We start from the raw sequence: 16733 nt of genomic DNA, 5'->3' as shown, positions 1-16733 counted from the left end.
CGCAGTGACTCCGGCGGCACAGCCGCCGCCACTTAGCCATCGTTCAGCTCGCGGACTAGGGTGCAGGCAGGCACTCAATCGCAGCGAGGGAGAAGTAGATGGCGGGTCGACTCGCGGTCGTCGGGGCCGGGCTGATGGGCTCCGGCATCGCCCAGGTGGCGGCGCAGGCGGGCTGGCAGGTGACGCTGCGCGACCTGGACGACGCGGCCACCACACGGGGTCTGGACGGCATCCGGAAGTCACTGACGAAGTTCGCCGAGAAGGGCAGGATCGAGGCGTCCGAGGTCGAGGCGACGCTGGCCCGGATCACCCCGACCACCGACCTGGAGGCGGCGGCGGACGCGGACATCGTGGTCGAGGCTGTCTTCGAGCGGCTGGAGATCAAGCACGAGGTGTTCCGCGCCCTGGACAAGATCTGCAGGGCGGACGCGGTCCTCGCCACCAACACCTCGGCCATTCCGGTCACCCAGATCGCCGCGGTGACCGAGCGGCCCGAGGCGGTCGTCGGCACCCACTTCTTCTCCCCGGTGCCGATGATGCAGCTCTGCGAGCTGGTGCGCGGCTACAAGACCAGCGACGCCACGCTGGACACCGCGCGGGCCTTCGCCGAGGAGATCGGCAAGACGGTGGTGGTGGTCAACCGGGACATCGCCGGTTTCGTCACGACCCGGCTGATCTCGGCCCTGGTGATGGAGGCGGTCAAGCTCGTCGAGTCGGGCGTGGTGTCCGCGGAGGACCTGGACACCGCCTGCCGGCTCGGCTTCGGGCACGCCATGGGTCCGCTGGCCACCATCGACCTGACCGGGGTGGACGTGTTGCTGAACGCGACGCGGAACATCTACACCGACACCGGCGACGAGAAGTTCTTCCCGCCGGAGCTGCTCCAGCGGATGGCCACCGCCGGCGACCTGGGCCGCAAGACCGGCAAGGGCTTCTACACGTACTGAGTCGCCTCGACCGGGGCGGGGGTCACTCCGCCCCGGTCGTCCGTGCTCAGCCGTCGCGCTTGGTGGTCCAGCGGAAGGTGGTCAGGCAGAGCACCAGGCCGATCACGCACCACAGGGCGAGCACCAGCGCCACCCGGCCCAGCTCGAACGAGCCGCCCGGCTCCTGCGCGCCGAAGCTCTCCGGCAGGAAGACCGACCGCAGTCCCTGGCACATCCACTTGAGCGGGAACAGCGCCGCCACCTGCTGCATCCAGGTGGGCAGGTCGGTGAAGACGAAGAACACCCCGGAGATGAACTGGAGGATCAGGGAGACCGGGGTGACCACCGCCGAGCCGCTGCGGGCGGTACGGGCCAGCGATGAGATGGCGATGCCGCACAGGGTGCACGCTGTCACCCCGAGCACGGCGACCCAGCCGAAGGTGAGCCACTTCCCGGCGGTGCCGGGCAGGTCGAGGTCGAACAGCGCCACCGCGAAGGCCAGCAGCAGCGCGGTCTCGGCGATGCCGATCGCCACCACCATGATCACCTTGCCGGCGAACCAGACCCACTTCGGCATCGGCGTGCCCCGGTAGCGCTTGAGCACGCCGCGGTCCCGCTCGATCGGGATCCAGATGCCGAGGTTCTGGAAGCTCACCGTCATCAGGCCGGTCGCGATCATCCCGGTGATGAAGTACTGGGTGAACCTGACCCCGCCGCCGATCGTGCCGTCGAAGATCGACGCGAAGATCAGGATCATGATGATGGGGAAGCCCATGGTGAAGACCACCGACTCCCGGCTGCGCAGGAACTGGGTGATCTCCAGCCGGCCCTGGCGTACCGCGAGCGTGCCGGCGCCCAGCCGACGACCCGGGGCGGTGGCCACCGGCGTCGCCGGCTTCGTCGTGGTCGTCATCGCGCGTGTCCGATCATCGTGAGGTAGACGTCCTCCAGGGTCGGCCGGGTCACGGTGATCCCCGGGATCTCGCCGCCGAAGCGCGCGGCCAGGTCGGCCACCACCGCCGTCGGCGTCGCGCTCTGCGTGCTCTCCACCGTCCCGTCCGGGGTACGCCAGGAGACCGTCGCCAGCGCCTCCTGCCGGTTGCCCAGCCGGCTCGGGGCGGCCACCTCGACCAGTCTGCCGCCGGCGATCACGCCGACCCGGTCGGCGAGCGCCTCCGCCTCGTCCAGGTAGTGGGTGGTCAGCACGATTGTGGTGCCGGCCGCCGCCAGGTCGCGGATCAGCTCCCAGAACTCGCGGCGAGCCTCCGGGTCGAAGCCGGTGGTCGGTTCGTCGAGGAAGAGCAGCTCGGGGCGGCCGATGATGCCCAGCGCCACGTCGAGGCGGCGCTTCTGCCCGCCGGAGAGGGTGTGCGTCCGGGCTCTGGCCTTGCCGGCCAGGCCGACCCGCTCGATCACCTTGTCCGGGTCGTCGGCATCCGGGTAGAAGCCGGAGAAGTGCCTGATCACCTCGGCGACGGTCAGCTCGTCGAACTCACCGGTGCCCTGGAGCACGATGCCGACCCGGGAGCGCCAGCCGGCATCCGGCTGCGCCGGGTCGGTGCCGAGCACCCGCACCTCGCCGGCGTCGCGGTGGCGGTAGCCCTCCAGGATCTCGACCGTTGTGGTCTTGCCGGCCCCGTTCGGGCCGAGCAGCGCGAACACCTCACCGCGGTGGACGTCGAGATCCACGCCCGCCACCGCCACGTTGTCGCCGTACGCCTTGCGCAGCCCTCGGACGGAGATGGCCAGCTCGTCATCCATGCCGTCAAGTGTGCGTCCTGGCGGTGACGGGTGGGTGGCCGGGGTGTGGCGGTGCACGACAGGGTGGGCGCTTGCCACCCGGACGTCCCCGACATGGAGCTGTGTGGTTTTGCACAGCCACTTCTACTGAACGGTAACTTAGACTCCGGTCATGGATGAGACGGCATACCCTGGGCGTTTGCCCGAACGGGACCGCCCGTGGGTGATGCGCACCTACGCCGGCCACTCGTCGGCCGCCGCGACCAATGCCCTCTTCCGCCGCAACCTGGCGAAGGGGCAGACCGGCCTCTCGGTCGCCTTCGACCTGCCGACCCAGACCGGGTACGACCCGGACCACGAACTCGCCGCCGGTGAGGTGGGGCGGGTCGGCGTGCCGGTGGCCCACCTCGGTGACATGCGGGCGCTCTTCGACGGTCTGCCGCTCGCCGAGATGAACACCTCGATGACCATCAACGCCCCGGCGATGTGGCTGCTCGCCCTGTACGGCACCGTCGCGCTGGAGCAGGGCGGCGACCTGGCCCGCTGCGCCGGAACCACCCAGAACGACATCGTCAAGGAGTACCTGTCCCGGGGCACGTACATCTTCCCGCCGGCGGCGTCGCTGCGGCTGACCGCCGACATGGTCGCGTACACGCTGCGGGAGATGCCCCGGTGGAACCCGGTCAACATCTGCTCGTACCACCTCCAGGAGGCCGGCGCCACGCCCGTGCAGGAGGTCGGCTTCGCGCTGGCCACCGCTGTCGCCGTGCTCGACGCGGTCCGCGACGCCGGCCAGGTGCCGCCGGAACGGATGGGCGACGTGGTGCAGCGCATCTCGTTCTTCGTCAACGCCGGGGTGCGCTTCGTCGAGGAGATCGCCAAGATGCGCGCGTTCGGGGTGCTCTGGGACGAGATCACCAGGGACCGGTACGGCGTCGGTCAGGCCGAGCAGCGCCGCTTCCGCTACGGCGTGCAGGTCAACTCCCTCGGCCTCACCGAGGCGCAGCCGGAGAACAACGTCCAGCGCATCGTGCTGGAGATGCTCGGCGTGACGATGTCCCGGGACGCCCGGGCCCGCGCTGTGCAACTGCCCGCCTGGAACGAGGCGCTGGGTCTGCCCCGCCCCTGGGACCAGCAGTGGTCGCTGCGCATGCAGCAGGTCCTGGCGTTCGAGTCGGACCTGCTCGAATATCCCGACCTCTTCGCCGGCTCGCACGTGATGGCCGCGCTGGTCGACGAGATCGTCAGCGGGGCCCGCGCGCAGCTCAATGAGGTGCTGGAGCTGGGTGGCGTGGTCGCCGCCGTGGAGAGCGGCCATCTCAAGAGCGCGCTCGTCGCGTCGCTGGCCGAACGCCGCCGTCGGATGGAGTCCGGCGCCGACGTGGTGGTCGGGGTGAACCGCCACACCGAGACCGAGCCCTCACCACTGACGGCGACCGGCGCCGACGCCGTCGAGCAGGTCGATCCGGCGGTCGAGGCGGCGGCCGTCGCGGGCGTACGGCGGTGGCGGGACGACCGGAACGCGGCCGTCGTCGACGCGGCCCTCACCCGGCTCCGCGCGGACGCCGCGACCAGCGTCAACCTGATGCCGGCCACTGTGGAGTGCGTACGGGCCGGGGTTACCACCGGCGAGTGGGCCGGCGCGCTACGGCAGGTCTTCGGCGAGTACCGGGCGCCGACCGGCCTGGCCGGCGCCACCGGCGGCGGCGAGCCCGGCCTCGCCGCCGTGCGCGCGCGGGTCGCCGCCACCGCCCGCGAGCTGGGCAGCGGACGGTTGCGACTGCTGGTGGGCAAACCCGGCCTGGACGGGCACTCCAACGGCGCGGAGCAGATCGCGGTACGCGCCCGAGACGCCGGCTTCGAGGTCGTCTATCAGGGCATCCGGCTGACCGCCGGGCAGATCGTCGCCGCCGCCGTCGAGGAGGATGTCGACCTGGTCGGACTGTCGGTGCTCTCCGGGTCGCACCTCGCCGCCGTGCCCGCGGTGCTCGACGGGCTGCGCGCCGCCGGCCGCGCCGACCTGCCGGTGGTCGTGGGCGGCATCATCCCGCCGGGCGACGCGGCCACGCTCCGCGCCGCCGGGGTGGCGCGGGTCTTCACCCCGAAGGACTTCGCCCTCACCGGCATCATCGACGATCTGGTGACGGTCATCAGGCACGCCAACGACCTGCCCTGACCGGCCGACGGCGCGCTCAGACGCGGAAGCCGGCGGCGCGGGCCGCCTCCCGCTCCCGGCGTCGGTCCGCGCGGCGGCGGACGAACCAGAAGACGAAGAACGCCAGGCCGACCAGGAAGACGAGCACCAGCACCGGCAGCACGATCGCCACCAGGGAGACGACGACGCTGGTGGCGTCCTCAGCGGTGCTGGCGACCGGGGCGCCGAGCCCGGCGGTGGTCGCGTTGACGACCGGGCGGGCCGCGGACTTGAGCAGGTGCACGCCCAACGCCAGCAGGACGCCGGTGACCACCGGCACCCACTGGTGGGTCGAGAAGAAGCTGCCCGGGTCGCTGACCGTCACCGTCTCGGACGAGGAGCCGGCGCCGAAGGCCAGGCCACCGGCGGTGGGACGAACCACCGTCTGCACCACGTCGTTGACGTGGTCGACCACCGGCACCTTGTCCGCCACCATCTCCACGGCGAGCAGCGCCGCCATGATGACGAGGACCCACCCGTTGCCGAGCCAGGTCCAGCCGCTGGGCAGATCGATCAGGTCGGTGTAGCGGCCGAGCAGACCGAGGACGAGCAGGGGAATGTAGGCGTTCAGCCCCGCCGAGGCGGCGAGACCGGTGCCGGTGAGGACTTCGAACACGGTCTCAGCATCGCACCGGCGCGCCAGTGCCGCTCGGTGGCGGTCGGCCAGGGCTCGGCTACCCTCGTCGGGTGCGGTTGGTCATTGCGAAGTGCTCGGTGGACTACGTCGGACGGCTCTCGGCTCACCTGCCGCCGGCCACCCGGTTGCTCATGGTCAAGGCGGACGGGTCGGTGTCGATCCACGCCGACGACCGGGCGTACAAGCCGTTGAACTGGATGAGCCCGCCGTGCCGGTTGGAGGAGTCCCCCGGCGTGTGGCGGGTGGTCAACAAGGCCGGCGAGGAGCTGCGGATCACCCTGGAGGAGGTCTTCCAGGACACCTCGTACGAGCTGGGGGTGGACCCGGGCCTGCGCAAGGACGGGGTGGAGGCGCACCTCCAGGAGTTGTTGGCAGCGAACCCGACGGTGTTGGGCGAGGGGTTCACGCTGGTCCGCCGGGAGTACATGACGGCGATCGGTCCGGTCGACCTGCTGTGCCGGGACGCGAACTCGGGCGCGGTCGCCGTGGAGATCAAGCGGCGCGGCGACATCGACGGGGTGGAGCAGTTGACCCGCTACCTCGAGTTGATGAACCGTGACCCGCTGCTCAGCCCGGTCGCCGGGGTCTTCGCGGCGCAGGAGATCAAGCCGCAGGCCCGGGTGCTCGCCACCGACCGGGGCATCCGGTGCGTGGTGGTGGACTACGACCGGCTGCGGGGCATCGAGAAGGACGAGCTGACCCTCTTCTGAGGGGCAGCCCGCCGACGGGCCGTCAGCCCCCGGTGCGCACCGCGATCAGGGACTTGGGCAGGCCGAACACCCGCTCGACGAGCATGCTCGACTCGGGGAAGTAGTGCCGCATCTGCGACCTGTCCAACAGTTCGGTCCAGAGCACCTGGTGGATGGCGGCGTCGTGGCTGCGGGTGGGCTTGTGCCCCAGCGGCCAGCGCCGGGCCAGCGCGGTGCGCAGACGCACCGGCAGGAACTGCATGCCGGGCGCGATCCAGTGCGGCTCGATGGGAAAGTAGCGGTAGGGCGTCTGCACCCAGTGCCGGTCGGCGAGCGTGCGGACGGTGGCGGCGAAGCGCAACCGGCGCTCGTGCCCGCCCACGTGTTCCAGGACCGAGTTGGAGAAGACCAGGTCGTAGCTGCCCCTGGCGAGGCGTGCCGGCAGGTCGCAGGCGTCGGCCTGTTCGACGTGGGCCCACTCGGGCGCGACGGCGGGCGGTTGCTCCAGGTTGATGACTGTCACCCGGGCCGGTCGGACGGTGGCGCGGTGCCAGGTGCCGAGCCGGCCACCGAGGTCGACCACGTGCATGTCACCGATGTCCGGGAAGGTGCGCGCCAACCAGTCCGAACGATGTCGACGTCGTCGGGCGCTCCACGACTGGTCACTGTCGACAAGCCGGTAGCGCAATCGATTGGGGCCCATTTAACGCAATGTACCGCCGGGAGCACAGCGTACAAACATGTGGATTAACCGATTTTCATCGATGATCGGTTATCCGACACTCACCTGCCGTACAGCGTCTTGATGACCTTGACCAGTCGGGCCACGTCGGTCGGGGTGCGGTCGAAGGTCATCGACGGCAGCAGCGAGCGGGCCCGCCGCCGGGTGATCGCCTTGGCGCGGCCGAACTCACGCAGCCCGTCCTCGCCGTGGATGCGCCCGAAACCGGAGTCGCCGACCCCGCCGAAGGGCAGTGTGGACATGCCGGCGAAGGTCAGCGTGGAGTTGATCGAGGCCATGCCGGAGCGCAGCCGACGGGCGGTGGCCACCGCCCGCCGGCGGCCGAAGACCGAGCCACCCAGGCCGTACGGCAGAGCGTTGGCACGGGTGACCGCCTCGTCGGCGTCGCGGACCCGGTTGATGGTCAGCGTGGGACCGAAGGTCTCCTCCCGGACGGCGGCCGAATCCTCCGGCACGTCCACCAGCACCGTCGGGTGGACGTACGGCGGCTGCACCGCGCCGGGCCCGCCGAGCACGGCCCGGCCGCCGGAGTCGATCGCGGCGTCGATGTGCCCGCGGATCACGTCGATCTGCCGGGGCATGGTGATCGGGCCGATGTCGGCGCCCTCCGGCCCGACGGTGAGCTGGCCGGCACGGGCCACCACCCGGTCGACGAAGGCGTCGAAGACGGAGTCGACGGCGTAGACCCGTTCGATGCCGATGCAGGTCTGCCCCGCGTTGGTCAGGCCGCCCCACACGCACGCGTCGGCCGCCGCGTCCAGGTCGGCGTCGCTGTCGACGATCATCGCGTCCTTCCCGCCGCCCTCGATGAGCACGGGGGTCAACGTCTCGGCGCAGGCGGCCATCACCTTGCGGGCGGTCGCCGTGGAGCCGGTGAAGGCGAGCTTGTCGACCCCGGAGCGGCACAGCGCCGCCCCCACGTCGCCCAGGCCGTGCACGGCGGCGAACACCCGCCGCTCGGGCACCACCTCGGCGAAGCTGTCCACCAGCCACTGGCCGACCGCCGGCGTGTACTCGCTCGGCTTGAGCACCACGCCGTTGCCGGCGGCGAGCGCGTACGCGGCGGAGCCGATCGGTGTGAAGACCGGGTAGTTCCACGGCCCGATCACGCCGACCACGCCGTACGGCTGGTATTCGAGGTGGCCGGAGAACTCGGCGAGGATGAGTCGGGAGCGCACCCGGCGTGGCCCCAGCACCCGGCCGGCGTTGCGGGCGGCCCAGTCGACGTGCTCGATCGCGGTGACGATCTCGACGATGGCGTCGGCGACCGGCTTGCCGCCCTCGACGTGCACCAGTTCGGCAAGCTCCTCGATCCGCTTGGCGAGCAGGGCGCGCCAGCGCAGCAGCCGCTCGCGACGGCCGGTGAAGCCGAGACCGGCCCACCACTCGGCGGCGGAGCGGACGTCGGCGACGGCCCGCCGGACGTCGGCCTCGCCGGCGACCGGGAGGCGACCGGCCTCCGTGCCGGTCGCCGGACTGGTCGACACCAGCTCACCCGCGTCGATGATCGGAAGTCCGGGAACATGCACAGCCGTCATGGCGGAAGTCTAGACCCGAGGATTACTCACTGGTAGGTCCTCGATTCGGAGTGCGGGGACCGGCGACGCACCGCCCCGACCGATCGTTGATCAGTGCAGGTCAGCGTGTGGGTTTCGAAAAGCGCCCGCCCGAATCGTCGAACGGCAGGTGGCCGGGAGGTGACGAGAGGCTGACCGGCCGGTCGGTATTGACGATTACCGTCTGATGGCAGGCTGACGCGCGGAGTAACGGTGTGGGGTGGAGGCTGACTGTCCATGGAGGAACATCCGGAACTGATGCCGCTCTTGACGGTCGCGGGTGGGCCGATGCGCGGGGCGAGCTTTCGCATGCGGGCCGAGCCCCAGGTGATCGGCCGGGCGCCGACCAACCAGGTCGTGATCAACGACCCGCACCTGAGCCGTCGCCACGCGGAGGTGTGGTTGGCGCCCGACGGCCCGTCCCTGCGGGACCTCGGGTCCACGAACGGCACCTGGCTCAACGACCGCCGGATCACCGACGTGGAACTGCTCTCCGACGGTGACGTCATTCGGCTCGGCCGTACCGAACTGCGACTGTTCGATCCCGGGGTGGCGCTCACCGACCCGGTGGGGCTCAGCTTCGGCCCGTCCCGGCTGAACGTCCGGCCGACGCTGCCGCTGCCGTTGGCCACGCCTCCCGGCCGGGGACGGTAAGGGCGACCCACATTTACGGGGCGCCCCGGATGTCCGCCGGACACCTGGACCGACGTCGGTGGCCGTGGCACCATGCCGCGGATGGAGACCGAGCAGCGGATCGTCACGGCGAACGGCATCACCCAGGCGGTACGGGTGGCCGGCCCGCCCGACGGCACGCCGGTGCTGCTCATCCACGGCAACTGCTCCTCGGCGTTGTTCTGGGAGCCGCTGGTCCGGCGGCTGCCGCCGACGCTGCGGGTGATCGCCCCCGACCTGCGCGGGTACGGCGACACCGAGACGGCCCCGGTCAACGCGACGCGGGGCCTGCGGGACTTCGCCGACGACGTGGCCGCCCTGCTGGACGACCCGAGCCTGTTCCCCGCCGACGCCCGACCGGTCGTGGTCGGGCACTCCCTCGGCGGTGGGGTGGCGATGCGGCTGCTCGTCGACCACCCGCACCGGGTGGGCGCGTTGCTGCTCGCGGCGCCGGTGTCCCCGTACGGCTTCGGGGGCACCCGGGACCTGACCGGCACGCCGACCACCCCCGACTTCGCCGGGACCGGCGCGGGCACCGCTAACCCGGGCTTCGTCGCCCACCTCGCGGCCGGCCACCGGGAGGCGGACGACCCCACCAGCCCGCGCGCCGTCCTGCGCGCCACCTACGTGGCCGATCCCGCCTCGCTGGGCGCGGACGAGGACCTGCTCCTGGACTCCGTGCTCTCCACCGCGACCGGGGACGACAACTACCCGGGCACGGCGGTGCCCTCGGCGAACTGGCCGGGCACCGCGCCGGGGGAGCGCGGCGTGCTCAACGCCCTCGCGCCGACCTGGTTCCGGCTCGCCGACGACCTGGTGGCCGTCGCCGAGAAGCCACCGGTCACCTGGGTACGCGGAGACGCCGACGTCATCGTCTCGGACACCTCGCTGTTCGACCTGGCGTACCTGGGTTCGCTGGATCTCGTGCCCGGCTGGCCCGGCGCGGACGCCTGTCCGCCGCAGCCCATGGTCGGTCAGACCCGGGCGGTGCTGGAACGCTACGCGGCGGCCGGCGGCGCCTACCACGAGGTGGTGCTGCCCGGCTGCGGACACAGCCCGCACCTGGAGCGCCCGGCCGAGTTCGTCTCCGAGCTGCTGGCGTTGACCAGCGCGTCCGCCGACTGAGTTGCCGACCGGCGGTGGGTGAAATATGCCACGGCGTCTCGACAACACAGCGTCACATGGCAGACTCGCGCCCATAACTTAGCGACCGTTCAGTGGTCGTACGGAGTCTCCGGGGAGGCCGGTCATGGCGCGCGAGTTCAGCACCGTGGGCGTGGTGGGGCTGGGCACCATGGGTGCCGGCATCGTCGAGGTCTTCGCCCGCAACGGCATCGACGTGGTGGCCGTCGAGATCTCCGCGACGGCGCTGGAGCGTGGCCGGGCCACTCTCACCGGCTCCACCGACCGGGCGGTCGCCAAGGGCAAGCTCGCCGAGGCGGACCGCGACGCCCTGCACGAGCGGGTGCGTTTCGAGGTCGGGCTGGACGCGCTGCACTCCGTCGACCTGGTCATCGAGGCCGTGCCCGAGCACCTGGACCTGAAGCAGCGGATCTTCGCGGAGCTGGACCGGGTCTGCCGACCGGACACCATCCTCGCCACCAACACGTCGTCGCTGAGCGTCACCGAGATCTCGGTCGCCACCAGCCGACCCAACCAGGTGATCGGCATCCACTTCTTCAACCCGGCGCCGGTCATGAAGCTGGTCGAGGTGGTCCGTACCGTCGTCACCGCGCCCGAGGTCGTCGCCGACGTCGAGGCGCTCTGCGCCCGGCTCGGCAAGGTCGACGTCACCATCAACGACCGCGCCGGTTTCATCGCCAACGCGCTGCTCTTCGGCTACCTCAACCACGCCGTCGCCATGGTCGAGTCGCACTACGCGACCCGGGAGGACATCGACGCCGCGATGAAGCTCGGCTGCGGCCTGCCGATGGGGCCGCTGGCCCTGATGGACCTGATCGGCCTGGACACCGCGTACGAGATCCTGGACACCATGTACCGGCGCGGCGGGCGGGACCGCCGGCACGCCCCGGTGCCGCTGCTCAAGCAGATGGTGACGGCGGGACTGCTCGGCCGGAAGTCCGGTCGGGGGTTCTACACCTACGAGCGGCCCGGCTCCCCGGTGGTCGTACCCGATCAGACCACGCCGCCCGCGACGGAGGCCGCGCTGGCCGACGGCGCGCGGGCCATCGCCAAGGTGGGCATCGGGAGCGCGAGGAGTGAGCTTGCGAGCCCCGCAGTCGTGACCAGGGTAGGCGTCGTGGGTTCCGGGACGATGGCCACCGGCATCATCGAGGTCTTCGCGAAGGCCGGCTACGAGGTCGTCTCGGTGACCCGTGGCATGGAGAAGTCCGCGCAGGTCTGCGAGGCGGTGAAGACCTCGCTGAACAAGGGCGTGGTGCGCGGCCGGCTCGCCGAGGCGGACCGGGACGCCGCGCTCGGCCGGATCACCTGGTCGGCCACGCTCGACCACCTCGCCGACGTCGACCTGGTGGTCGAGGCGGTGGTCGAGGAGTTGAGCGTCAAGAAGGCGCTCTTCGCCAGCCTGGACGAGGTCTGCAAGCCGGGCGTGGTGCTGGCCACCACCACCTCCTCGCTGCCGGTGATCGACGTGGCGATGGCGACCCAGCGGCCGGCCGACGTGATCGGGTTGCACTTCTTCAACCCGGCGCCGGTCATGCCGCTGATCGAGGTCGTCCGGACCATCCGCACGTCCCCGGAATCCGTCGCCACCGCCCGCGCGGTGTGCGCCGCGCTCGGCAAGACCGGCGTGGTCTGCGGCGACCGGTCCGGGTTCATCGTCAACGCGCTGTTGTTCCCGTACCTGAACGACGCGGTCCGGATGCTGGAGGCCAGCTACTCGACGGCCGACGACATCGACCACGCCATGAAGTTGGGCTGCGGTTACCCGATGGGTCCGTTCGAGCTGCTGGACGTGGTCGGGCTGGACGTCGCGCTGGCCATCCAGCGGGAGCTGTACCGGGAGCTGCGTGAACCCGGTTTCGCCCCCGCGCCGCTGCTGGAGCATTTGGTCACCGCCGGCTACCTCGGTCGCAAGACCCGCCGCGGCTTCCGCGACCACGCGCACCGCTGACCGTGTCAACGCCGGACGGTGCCGGCGGCGTCTACCGGGTGTGACCTTCGAGGAGTACGTCAGCAGCCGGGGCCCGGCGCTGGTCCGGCTCGCCCGATTGCTGACCGGTGACGAGCACCGGGCCGAGGACCTCACCCAGGAGGTGCTGTCCCGGGCGTACGTGCAATGGCGCCGGATCGCCCGCGCCGACCGCCCCGACGTGTACGTGCGCCGCATGCTGGTGAACGCCAACATCTCCTGGTGGCGCCGTCGGTCGAGCCGTGAGGTGGTCGTCGACACCTTCGCCGACCGTCCGCACCGGGTGGACGTCGGTGGGGAGGCGGCCGACCGGGACGAGATGTGGCGGCTGATCCACGCGCTGCCGGACCGGCAGCGGGCGGTCCTGGTGCTGCGCTACTACGAGGACCTCGACGACGCGACGATAGCCCAGATCCTGGACTGCTCCCCGGTCACCGTCCGCACTCACGCGATGCGGGCGCTCGCCAACCTGCGGGAGCGCTGCGGCGTTCCGGCCACGAACGGGAGCCAGCCGTGACCGACCTTGACGAGCGGATCAACCGGACGCTGCGCGAGCGCGCCGAGGGTCCGGTGGACGTGGACCGGCTGTTGGCCGGGGCGGTGCGGCAGGGGCGGACCCGGGAGCGTCGGCGGCTCGTCGCCCGCGCCGGTGTGGCTGTCGGGCTGGTGGCCCTGCTGGGGTTCGGCGCGACAGCCGGCCCGGTGGACCGCCTGCCGGGCCGTGAGCCCATCGGCCCTCCCGGCGCGACGGGGTCCGCCGTCCCCTTCCTGCCCGCGCAGGTCGCCGGTACGCCCGGCGCGGCGGCCCGGCCCGACCGGATCGGCAGGGACCCCGCGCTGCTGCACATCGGCCTCGCCGAGGGCGGCCCGCGCTACCTGGAGTGGCGCGTCGGCGGCGGCAAGGAGACAGCGAAGCTCGACGTGGGCGGCCGGACCGTCACCGTCGAGCTGACCTCGGCCGACGTGCTGCGAACCACCGGCGCCTGGAACATGCCGTCGCTGGATGGCCCGTCCGCGAACCGTTACGACGGGTCCGTGACGCACGCCGACGGGCCGGACGGGGTGCCGGTCTGGCGGCGCTACTGGCAGCCGGCACCCGGTGTGTACGCGGGAGCGAGCGTGTCCGGCCCGAACGAGGGCCCGCTGCACGACGCGGCCGAGGCGCTGCGGCTCGACCGGGCGTACCGGTGCGCCGGTCCGGTGCGGTTGACCACCCTGCCGGTCGGTGCGCGGGTGGTCAGCTGCGGGATGGTCGTGAGCACCTTCCCGGCGGCGTACGCGGTGCTGCTGAACGCCAGCGACGACCGAGGCAGGGGGATGTCCGTCGAGTTGCAGTACGCGGCCACCGCGGTGACGGGTGGGGCGGCGAACCGGACGATCGGCGACCGGCCGGCCCACTACGACCCCGGCTCGGCGCGGCTTGAACTGCTCGACATCCCCCAGGCCCGACTGCTCGCCGCGCTCGCCGCCGAGCAACCCTTCAGCGAGGCGGAGGGGGGCAGCGTCCTGCTCGGCGCGCAGGTGGCGGAGCACCTGGACCAACCCGACACCTGGTGACCGCCGCTGGGGGCGTCCCGGCCGCAGGACCGTACGCTTGGTGACTGTGAGCCCCCGTCGCAATCGCCCTCGCCGGGACGACAACGCCAACCTGGACGCCGATCGGGTCCGTCAGGGCGTCGCCTCGGTGCAGCAGTGGACCTACGGCGCGTGGCAGGTGCGGGGGATCGGCGCGGGCGCGTCGGTCAAGACGTACCGGTGTCCCGGCTGCGACCAGGAGATCCGGCCCGGGGTGGCGCACCTGGTGGCCTGGCCGGCGGACGGCCTCGGTGACCTGACCGACCGGCGGCACTGGCACAGCGGCTGCTGGCGTGCCCGGGAGCGGCGGGGCCCGGCGGTGCGCCGCGGCCGGGGCGCGCCGCGGTACTGAGCGCCTGCCCGGGGCGACCTGGATCACCCTGTTCGTGCCCGGGCGGGCGGCGACGCCGACTTCGCGACAGACTGGAGCGGTGAGCACAGCGATCCGCGCGTCGTCGATCCTGCCCGGCCGCCGGGAGGACATCGAGCTGCACACCGCCGACGGGCTGCGCCTGGTCGGTGAGCTGGCGCTGCCGGCCGACCGGCCGCCGGCCGGCACGGTGGTGTGCCTGCACCCGCTGCCGACCCACGGCGGGATGATGGACAGTCACGTCTTCCGCAAGGCGGCCTGGCGGCTGCCCGCGCTGGCCGACCTGGCCGTGCTCCGGTTCAACACCCGGGGGACCAGCAGCGTGCGCGGCACCAGCGAGGGCGCGTTCGACGGCGCGGTGGGGGAGCGGTACGACGTGGCCGCCGCGATCGAGTACGCGGAGTTCGCCGAGCTGCCCAACATCTGGCTCGTCGGGTGGTCGTTCGGCACCGACCTGGCGCTGAAGTACGGTTGCGACCCGGCCATCGCCGGGGCGATCCTGCTCTCCCCGCCGCTGCGCTTCTCGGCCCCGGAGGACCTGGCCACCTGGGCCGCCTCGGGTCGGCCGTTGACGGCGCTGGTGCCGGAGTTCGACGACTACCTGCGCCCCACCGAGGCGCGGGAGCGGTTCGCCGCGGTGCCGCAGGCCGAGGTGGTCGGGGTTTCCGGCGCCAAGCACCTCTGGGTGGGCGACGCCGAGAGGGTGCTCGACGAGATCGTCCGGCGGGTCAACCCGGCCGTCGAGGTGCCGCTGCCGACCACGTGGGACGGTCCGATGGAGTCCGGCGACGTCAGCGCGTACGCCGACCGGACGGTGGCCGCCTTCGCCGACACGCCCGTCCCCGGCCCGGCCGCCGGTGACGCCGGCTGACCGTCAGCCGCGCTCCTGGCGGGGCAGCACCACCTCGCGCAGGATCAGTTGCAGCGCGGCCACGGTCGGGATGGCGATCAGCGCGCCCACCACGCCCAGCAGCGACACGCCGAGCAGTGCGGCCAGCAGGGCGGCGACCTCGTTGACCTCCACCGAGCGCCGCATCACTTTCGGGTAGATCAGGTAGTTCTCCACCTGCTGGTAGACGATGAAGAAGACCGCGCAGGCGATGCCGGTGGGCAGGTCGGTGGCGAACCCGACCAGGCTCACTATCACCGCGCCGAGCGTCGCGCCGATCTGCGGGATCAGGTCGGTCACGGCGACCACCACGGCCAGCGCGAACGGGTACGGCAACCCGACGATCAGCGCGAACACGAAGGTGGTCGCGCCGGCCAGCACCGCGATGCTCAGCGCCCCGACCATGTACGCGCCCACCTTGGCCAGGATCTCGTCGCCGATCAGCTGCACCCGCTCCCGCCGGGACCGGGGCACCAACGAGTAGCCGAGGCTGCGCAGCTTGTCGAAGTAGGCCAGAAAGTAGATGGTCAGCACCAGCACGGTGAGCGTCCGGAACACCGTCCCGAAGATGAGTTGCGCGCCGCCCAGCACCCCGCCGAGCGCCCGACCGACGGTCTGCGCGTTGGCCGCGCCCTGCACCCGCTCCACCACGTCGTACCGCTCGACCAGGTCGTTGACAGTGGAACTGCGCCGCAGCTCATCCAGCAGGCTCGGGATCTGCTCGATGAACTGTCCCGACTGGGTGACGATCGGCGGCACCAGCGCCACCACACCCCCGCAGAGCAGCAGCACCACGGTCAGGGCGACCGCCGCCACCGCCAGGCCGTGCGGCACGCCCCAGCGGTGGAGTCGGACCACCGCCGGGTTGAGACCCACGGCGAGGAAGAGCGCGATCACCACCAGCACGAGGATGCCGCCGGCGTTGCGGATCCCCAGATAGAGGGTGTACGCCAGCAGCACGCCCAGAGCGCCGGTGAAGCCGATCAGGAAGCTGCTGCGCCGCAACGGCCGCCCCGGCGTGCCGAACCTCCCGGACGGGACCGCCGGCGGCTCCTCGGGGTCGATGCCCGGCGCGGGCACCGGCACCGGCGGCGGCGTCTCCGCTGGTGGGCTCGCGGGCGCGTCCGCCGGTCGGGTCTCCGGGTCGTCACCCGCCGGGTCGTGCTGCGGCACCAGGACCTCCCGACTCAGGCCGTGCGACGGCGGGCGGGGGCCGCGAACACCAGCACCGGCCCGGACGGGTCCCTGCTGTCCCGTACGCCCACGAACCCGGGCAGATCGTCCGCCACCCCGACACACTCGCCGTTGCCGCTGCGACTGGACGTGCGCCGGCTGGCCCCGGTCAGGTTCATGACGTCACGACTTCCTTCAGCAGGTCGATCGACTGTCGGCGGGGCAGCGCGCTGTTCCTGATGATCTCCCACCGCGCCAGCAGCGTAGCCACCTCATGGTCGCCATCGACCACGAGACCGTCAATCCGGTGTTCCATGTGCCCCACCCAACCACCGTCGGCCCGGCGCGCGAGGTTGAACGGCCCGGACAGCCCGACGTGCAGCCCCGTTGACCAGTCCGGTCCCCGCGCGCGGGCCTGCCGGCAGCGCCCGCCCGCGGCTCAGGGCGGAGTCCGACGA

At 71.9% G+C, this 16733-nt stretch carries 17 protein-coding genes and 1 pseudogene; 10 read left to right on the top strand and 8 right to left on the bottom strand.

The genetic code is table 11. The features are described 5' to 3' along the window. Positions 1–98 precede the first annotated feature (98 nt). Entirely contained in the window at positions 99–947 is an 849-nt protein-coding gene (locus tag O7634_RS03965) for a 3-hydroxyacyl-CoA dehydrogenase family protein (RefSeq protein ID WP_278148809.1), read from the top strand. Between the two features lie 46 nt (positions 948–993). Here the strand turns inward: O7634_RS03965 and O7634_RS03960 are convergent, their stop codons facing one another. Both O7634_RS03960 and O7634_RS03955 read right to left on the bottom strand, forming a co-directional pair. Further along, complete coding sequence (locus O7634_RS03960) at positions 994–1839, bottom strand: ABC transporter permease (RefSeq protein ID WP_278148808.1); 846 nt, start codon at positions 1837–1839, stop codon at positions 994–996. Next, entirely contained in the window at positions 1836–2687 is an 852-nt protein-coding gene (locus O7634_RS03955) for an ABC transporter ATP-binding protein (RefSeq protein WP_278148807.1), read from the bottom strand. Before O7634_RS03955 ends, O7634_RS03960 begins: the two co-directional genes overlap by 4 nt. A 151-nt stretch (positions 2688–2838) precedes the next feature. Between O7634_RS03955 and O7634_RS03950 the strand changes: the two genes are divergently transcribed. Next, complete coding sequence (locus O7634_RS03950) at positions 2839–4842, top strand: protein meaA (protein ID WP_278148806.1); 2004 nt, start codon at positions 2839–2841, stop codon at positions 4840–4842. Positions 4843–4858: 16 nt separating this feature from the next. Here the strand turns inward: O7634_RS03950 and O7634_RS03945 are convergent, their stop codons facing one another. Then, complete coding sequence (locus O7634_RS03945; RefSeq protein WP_278148805.1) at positions 4859–5476, bottom strand: DUF4126 domain-containing protein; 618 nt, start codon at positions 5474–5476, stop codon at positions 4859–4861. 71 nt (positions 5477–5547) lie between these two features. Between O7634_RS03945 and nucS the strand changes: the two genes are divergently transcribed. Beyond that, positions 5548–6207 (top strand): endonuclease NucS, encoded by a 660-nt coding sequence (gene nucS / locus O7634_RS03940; RefSeq protein WP_278148804.1) that lies wholly within the window; start codon positions 5548–5550, stop codon positions 6205–6207. 22 nt (positions 6208–6229) lie between these two features. Here the strand turns inward: nucS and O7634_RS03935 are convergent, their stop codons facing one another. Beyond that, the gene (locus tag O7634_RS03935; RefSeq protein ID WP_278148803.1) at positions 6230–6889 is read right to left on the bottom strand and encodes a class I SAM-dependent methyltransferase; all 660 of its coding nucleotides are present in this window, start codon (positions 6887–6889) and stop codon (positions 6230–6232) included. A gap of 80 nt (positions 6890–6969) precedes the next feature. Further along, positions 6970–8466: an aldehyde dehydrogenase family protein gene (locus O7634_RS03930; protein WP_278148802.1), complete on the bottom strand. Its 1497-nt coding sequence runs from the start codon at positions 8464–8466 to the stop codon at positions 6970–6972. A 255-nt stretch (positions 8467–8721) separates the two neighbouring features. On the opposite strand from O7634_RS03930, the gene O7634_RS03925 reads away from it, so the two are divergent. The 7 genes from O7634_RS03925 (at position 8722) to O7634_RS03895 (ending at position 15084) form a co-directional block, all read left to right on the top strand. Continuing rightward, positions 8722–9138 (top strand): FHA domain-containing protein, encoded by a 417-nt coding sequence (locus O7634_RS03925; protein WP_278148801.1) that lies wholly within the window; start codon positions 8722–8724, stop codon positions 9136–9138. Positions 9139–9210: 72 nt separating this feature from the next. Then, positions 9211–10281, top strand: coding sequence for an alpha/beta hydrolase (locus O7634_RS03920; protein ID WP_278148800.1), 1071 nt, complete (start codon positions 9211–9213; stop codon positions 10279–10281). A 124-nt stretch (positions 10282–10405) separates the two neighbouring features. After that, positions 10406–12250 (top strand): 3-hydroxyacyl-CoA dehydrogenase, encoded by a 1845-nt coding sequence (locus O7634_RS03915; RefSeq protein ID WP_278148799.1) that lies wholly within the window; start codon positions 10406–10408, stop codon positions 12248–12250. Between the two features lie 40 nt (positions 12251–12290). After that, entirely contained in the window at positions 12291–12785 is a 495-nt protein-coding gene (locus O7634_RS03910) for a SigE family RNA polymerase sigma factor (RefSeq protein WP_278148798.1), read from the top strand. Further along, positions 12782–13825 (top strand): hypothetical protein, encoded by a 1044-nt coding sequence (locus tag O7634_RS03905; protein WP_278148797.1) that lies wholly within the window; start codon positions 12782–12784, stop codon positions 13823–13825. Before O7634_RS03910 ends, O7634_RS03905 begins: the two co-directional genes overlap by 4 nt. Positions 13826–13865: 40 nt before the next feature. After that, on the top strand, positions 13866–14195 hold the full coding sequence (locus tag O7634_RS03900; protein WP_278148796.1) for a hypothetical protein: 330 nt from the start codon (positions 13866–13868) through the stop codon (positions 14193–14195). Positions 14196–14274: 79 nt separating this feature from the next. Next, positions 14275–15084: an alpha/beta hydrolase gene (locus tag O7634_RS03895; RefSeq protein ID WP_278148795.1), complete on the top strand. Its 810-nt coding sequence runs from the start codon at positions 14275–14277 to the stop codon at positions 15082–15084. 3 nt (positions 15085–15087) lie between these two features. Here the strand turns inward: O7634_RS03895 and O7634_RS03890 are convergent, their stop codons facing one another. The 3 genes and pseudogenes from O7634_RS03890 to O7634_RS03880 form a co-directional block, all read right to left on the bottom strand. Continuing rightward, positions 15088–16182, bottom strand: a complete 1095-nt coding sequence (locus O7634_RS03890; protein ID WP_278153863.1) for an AI-2E family transporter — start codon at positions 16180–16182, stop codon at positions 15088–15090. A 107-nt stretch (positions 16183–16289) separates the two neighbouring features. Then, the gene (locus O7634_RS03885; protein WP_278148794.1) at positions 16290–16454 is read right to left on the bottom strand and encodes a DUF397 domain-containing protein; all 165 of its coding nucleotides are present in this window, start codon (positions 16452–16454) and stop codon (positions 16290–16292) included. Then, a pseudogene (locus O7634_RS03880) lies at positions 16451–16666 on the bottom strand (Scr1 family TA system antitoxin-like transcriptional regulator); the annotation flags it as partial. The gene O7634_RS03885 and the pseudogene O7634_RS03880, both read right to left, overlap by 4 nt. Positions 16667–16733 lie beyond the last annotated feature (67 nt).

Source organism: Micromonospora sp. WMMD1120 (genome assembly GCF_029626235.1).
Lineage (GTDB): Bacteria > Actinomycetota > Actinomycetes > Mycobacteriales > Micromonosporaceae > Micromonospora.
Note: the sequence above shows the minus strand (reverse complement) of the source record. Positions and strands in the feature narration are given on the sequence as shown.

What these genes read in the sequence shown, in the direction of transcription:
- O7634_RS03965 (WP_278148809.1), top strand. Translation starts at nt 99, where the DNA reads ATGGCGGGTCGACTCGCGGTCGTCGGGGCCGGGCTGATGGGCTCCGGC.
- O7634_RS03960 (WP_278148808.1), bottom strand. Translation starts at nt 1,839, where the DNA reads ATGACGACCACGACGAAGCCGGCGACGCCGGTGGCCACCGCCCCGGGT.
- O7634_RS03955 (WP_278148807.1), bottom strand. Translation starts at nt 2,687, where the DNA reads ATGGATGACGAGCTGGCCATCTCCGTCCGAGGGCTGCGCAAGGCGTAC.
- O7634_RS03950 (WP_278148806.1), top strand. Translation starts at nt 2,839, where the DNA reads ATGGATGAGACGGCATACCCTGGGCGTTTGCCCGAACGGGACCGCCCG.
- O7634_RS03935 (WP_278148803.1), bottom strand. Translation starts at nt 6,889, where the DNA reads ATGGGCCCCAATCGATTGCGCTACCGGCTTGTCGACAGTGACCAGTCG.
- O7634_RS03930 (WP_278148802.1), bottom strand. Translation starts at nt 8,466, where the DNA reads ATGACGGCTGTGCATGTTCCCGGACTTCCGATCATCGACGCGGGTGAG.
- O7634_RS03925 (WP_278148801.1), top strand. Translation starts at nt 8,722, where the DNA reads ATGGAGGAACATCCGGAACTGATGCCGCTCTTGACGGTCGCGGGTGGG.
- O7634_RS03920 (WP_278148800.1), top strand. Translation starts at nt 9,211, where the DNA reads ATGCCGCGGATGGAGACCGAGCAGCGGATCGTCACGGCGAACGGCATC.
- O7634_RS03915 (WP_278148799.1), top strand. Translation starts at nt 10,406, where the DNA reads ATGGCGCGCGAGTTCAGCACCGTGGGCGTGGTGGGGCTGGGCACCATG.
- O7634_RS03885 (WP_278148794.1), bottom strand. Translation starts at nt 16,454, where the DNA reads ATGAACCTGACCGGGGCCAGCCGGCGCACGTCCAGTCGCAGCGGCAAC.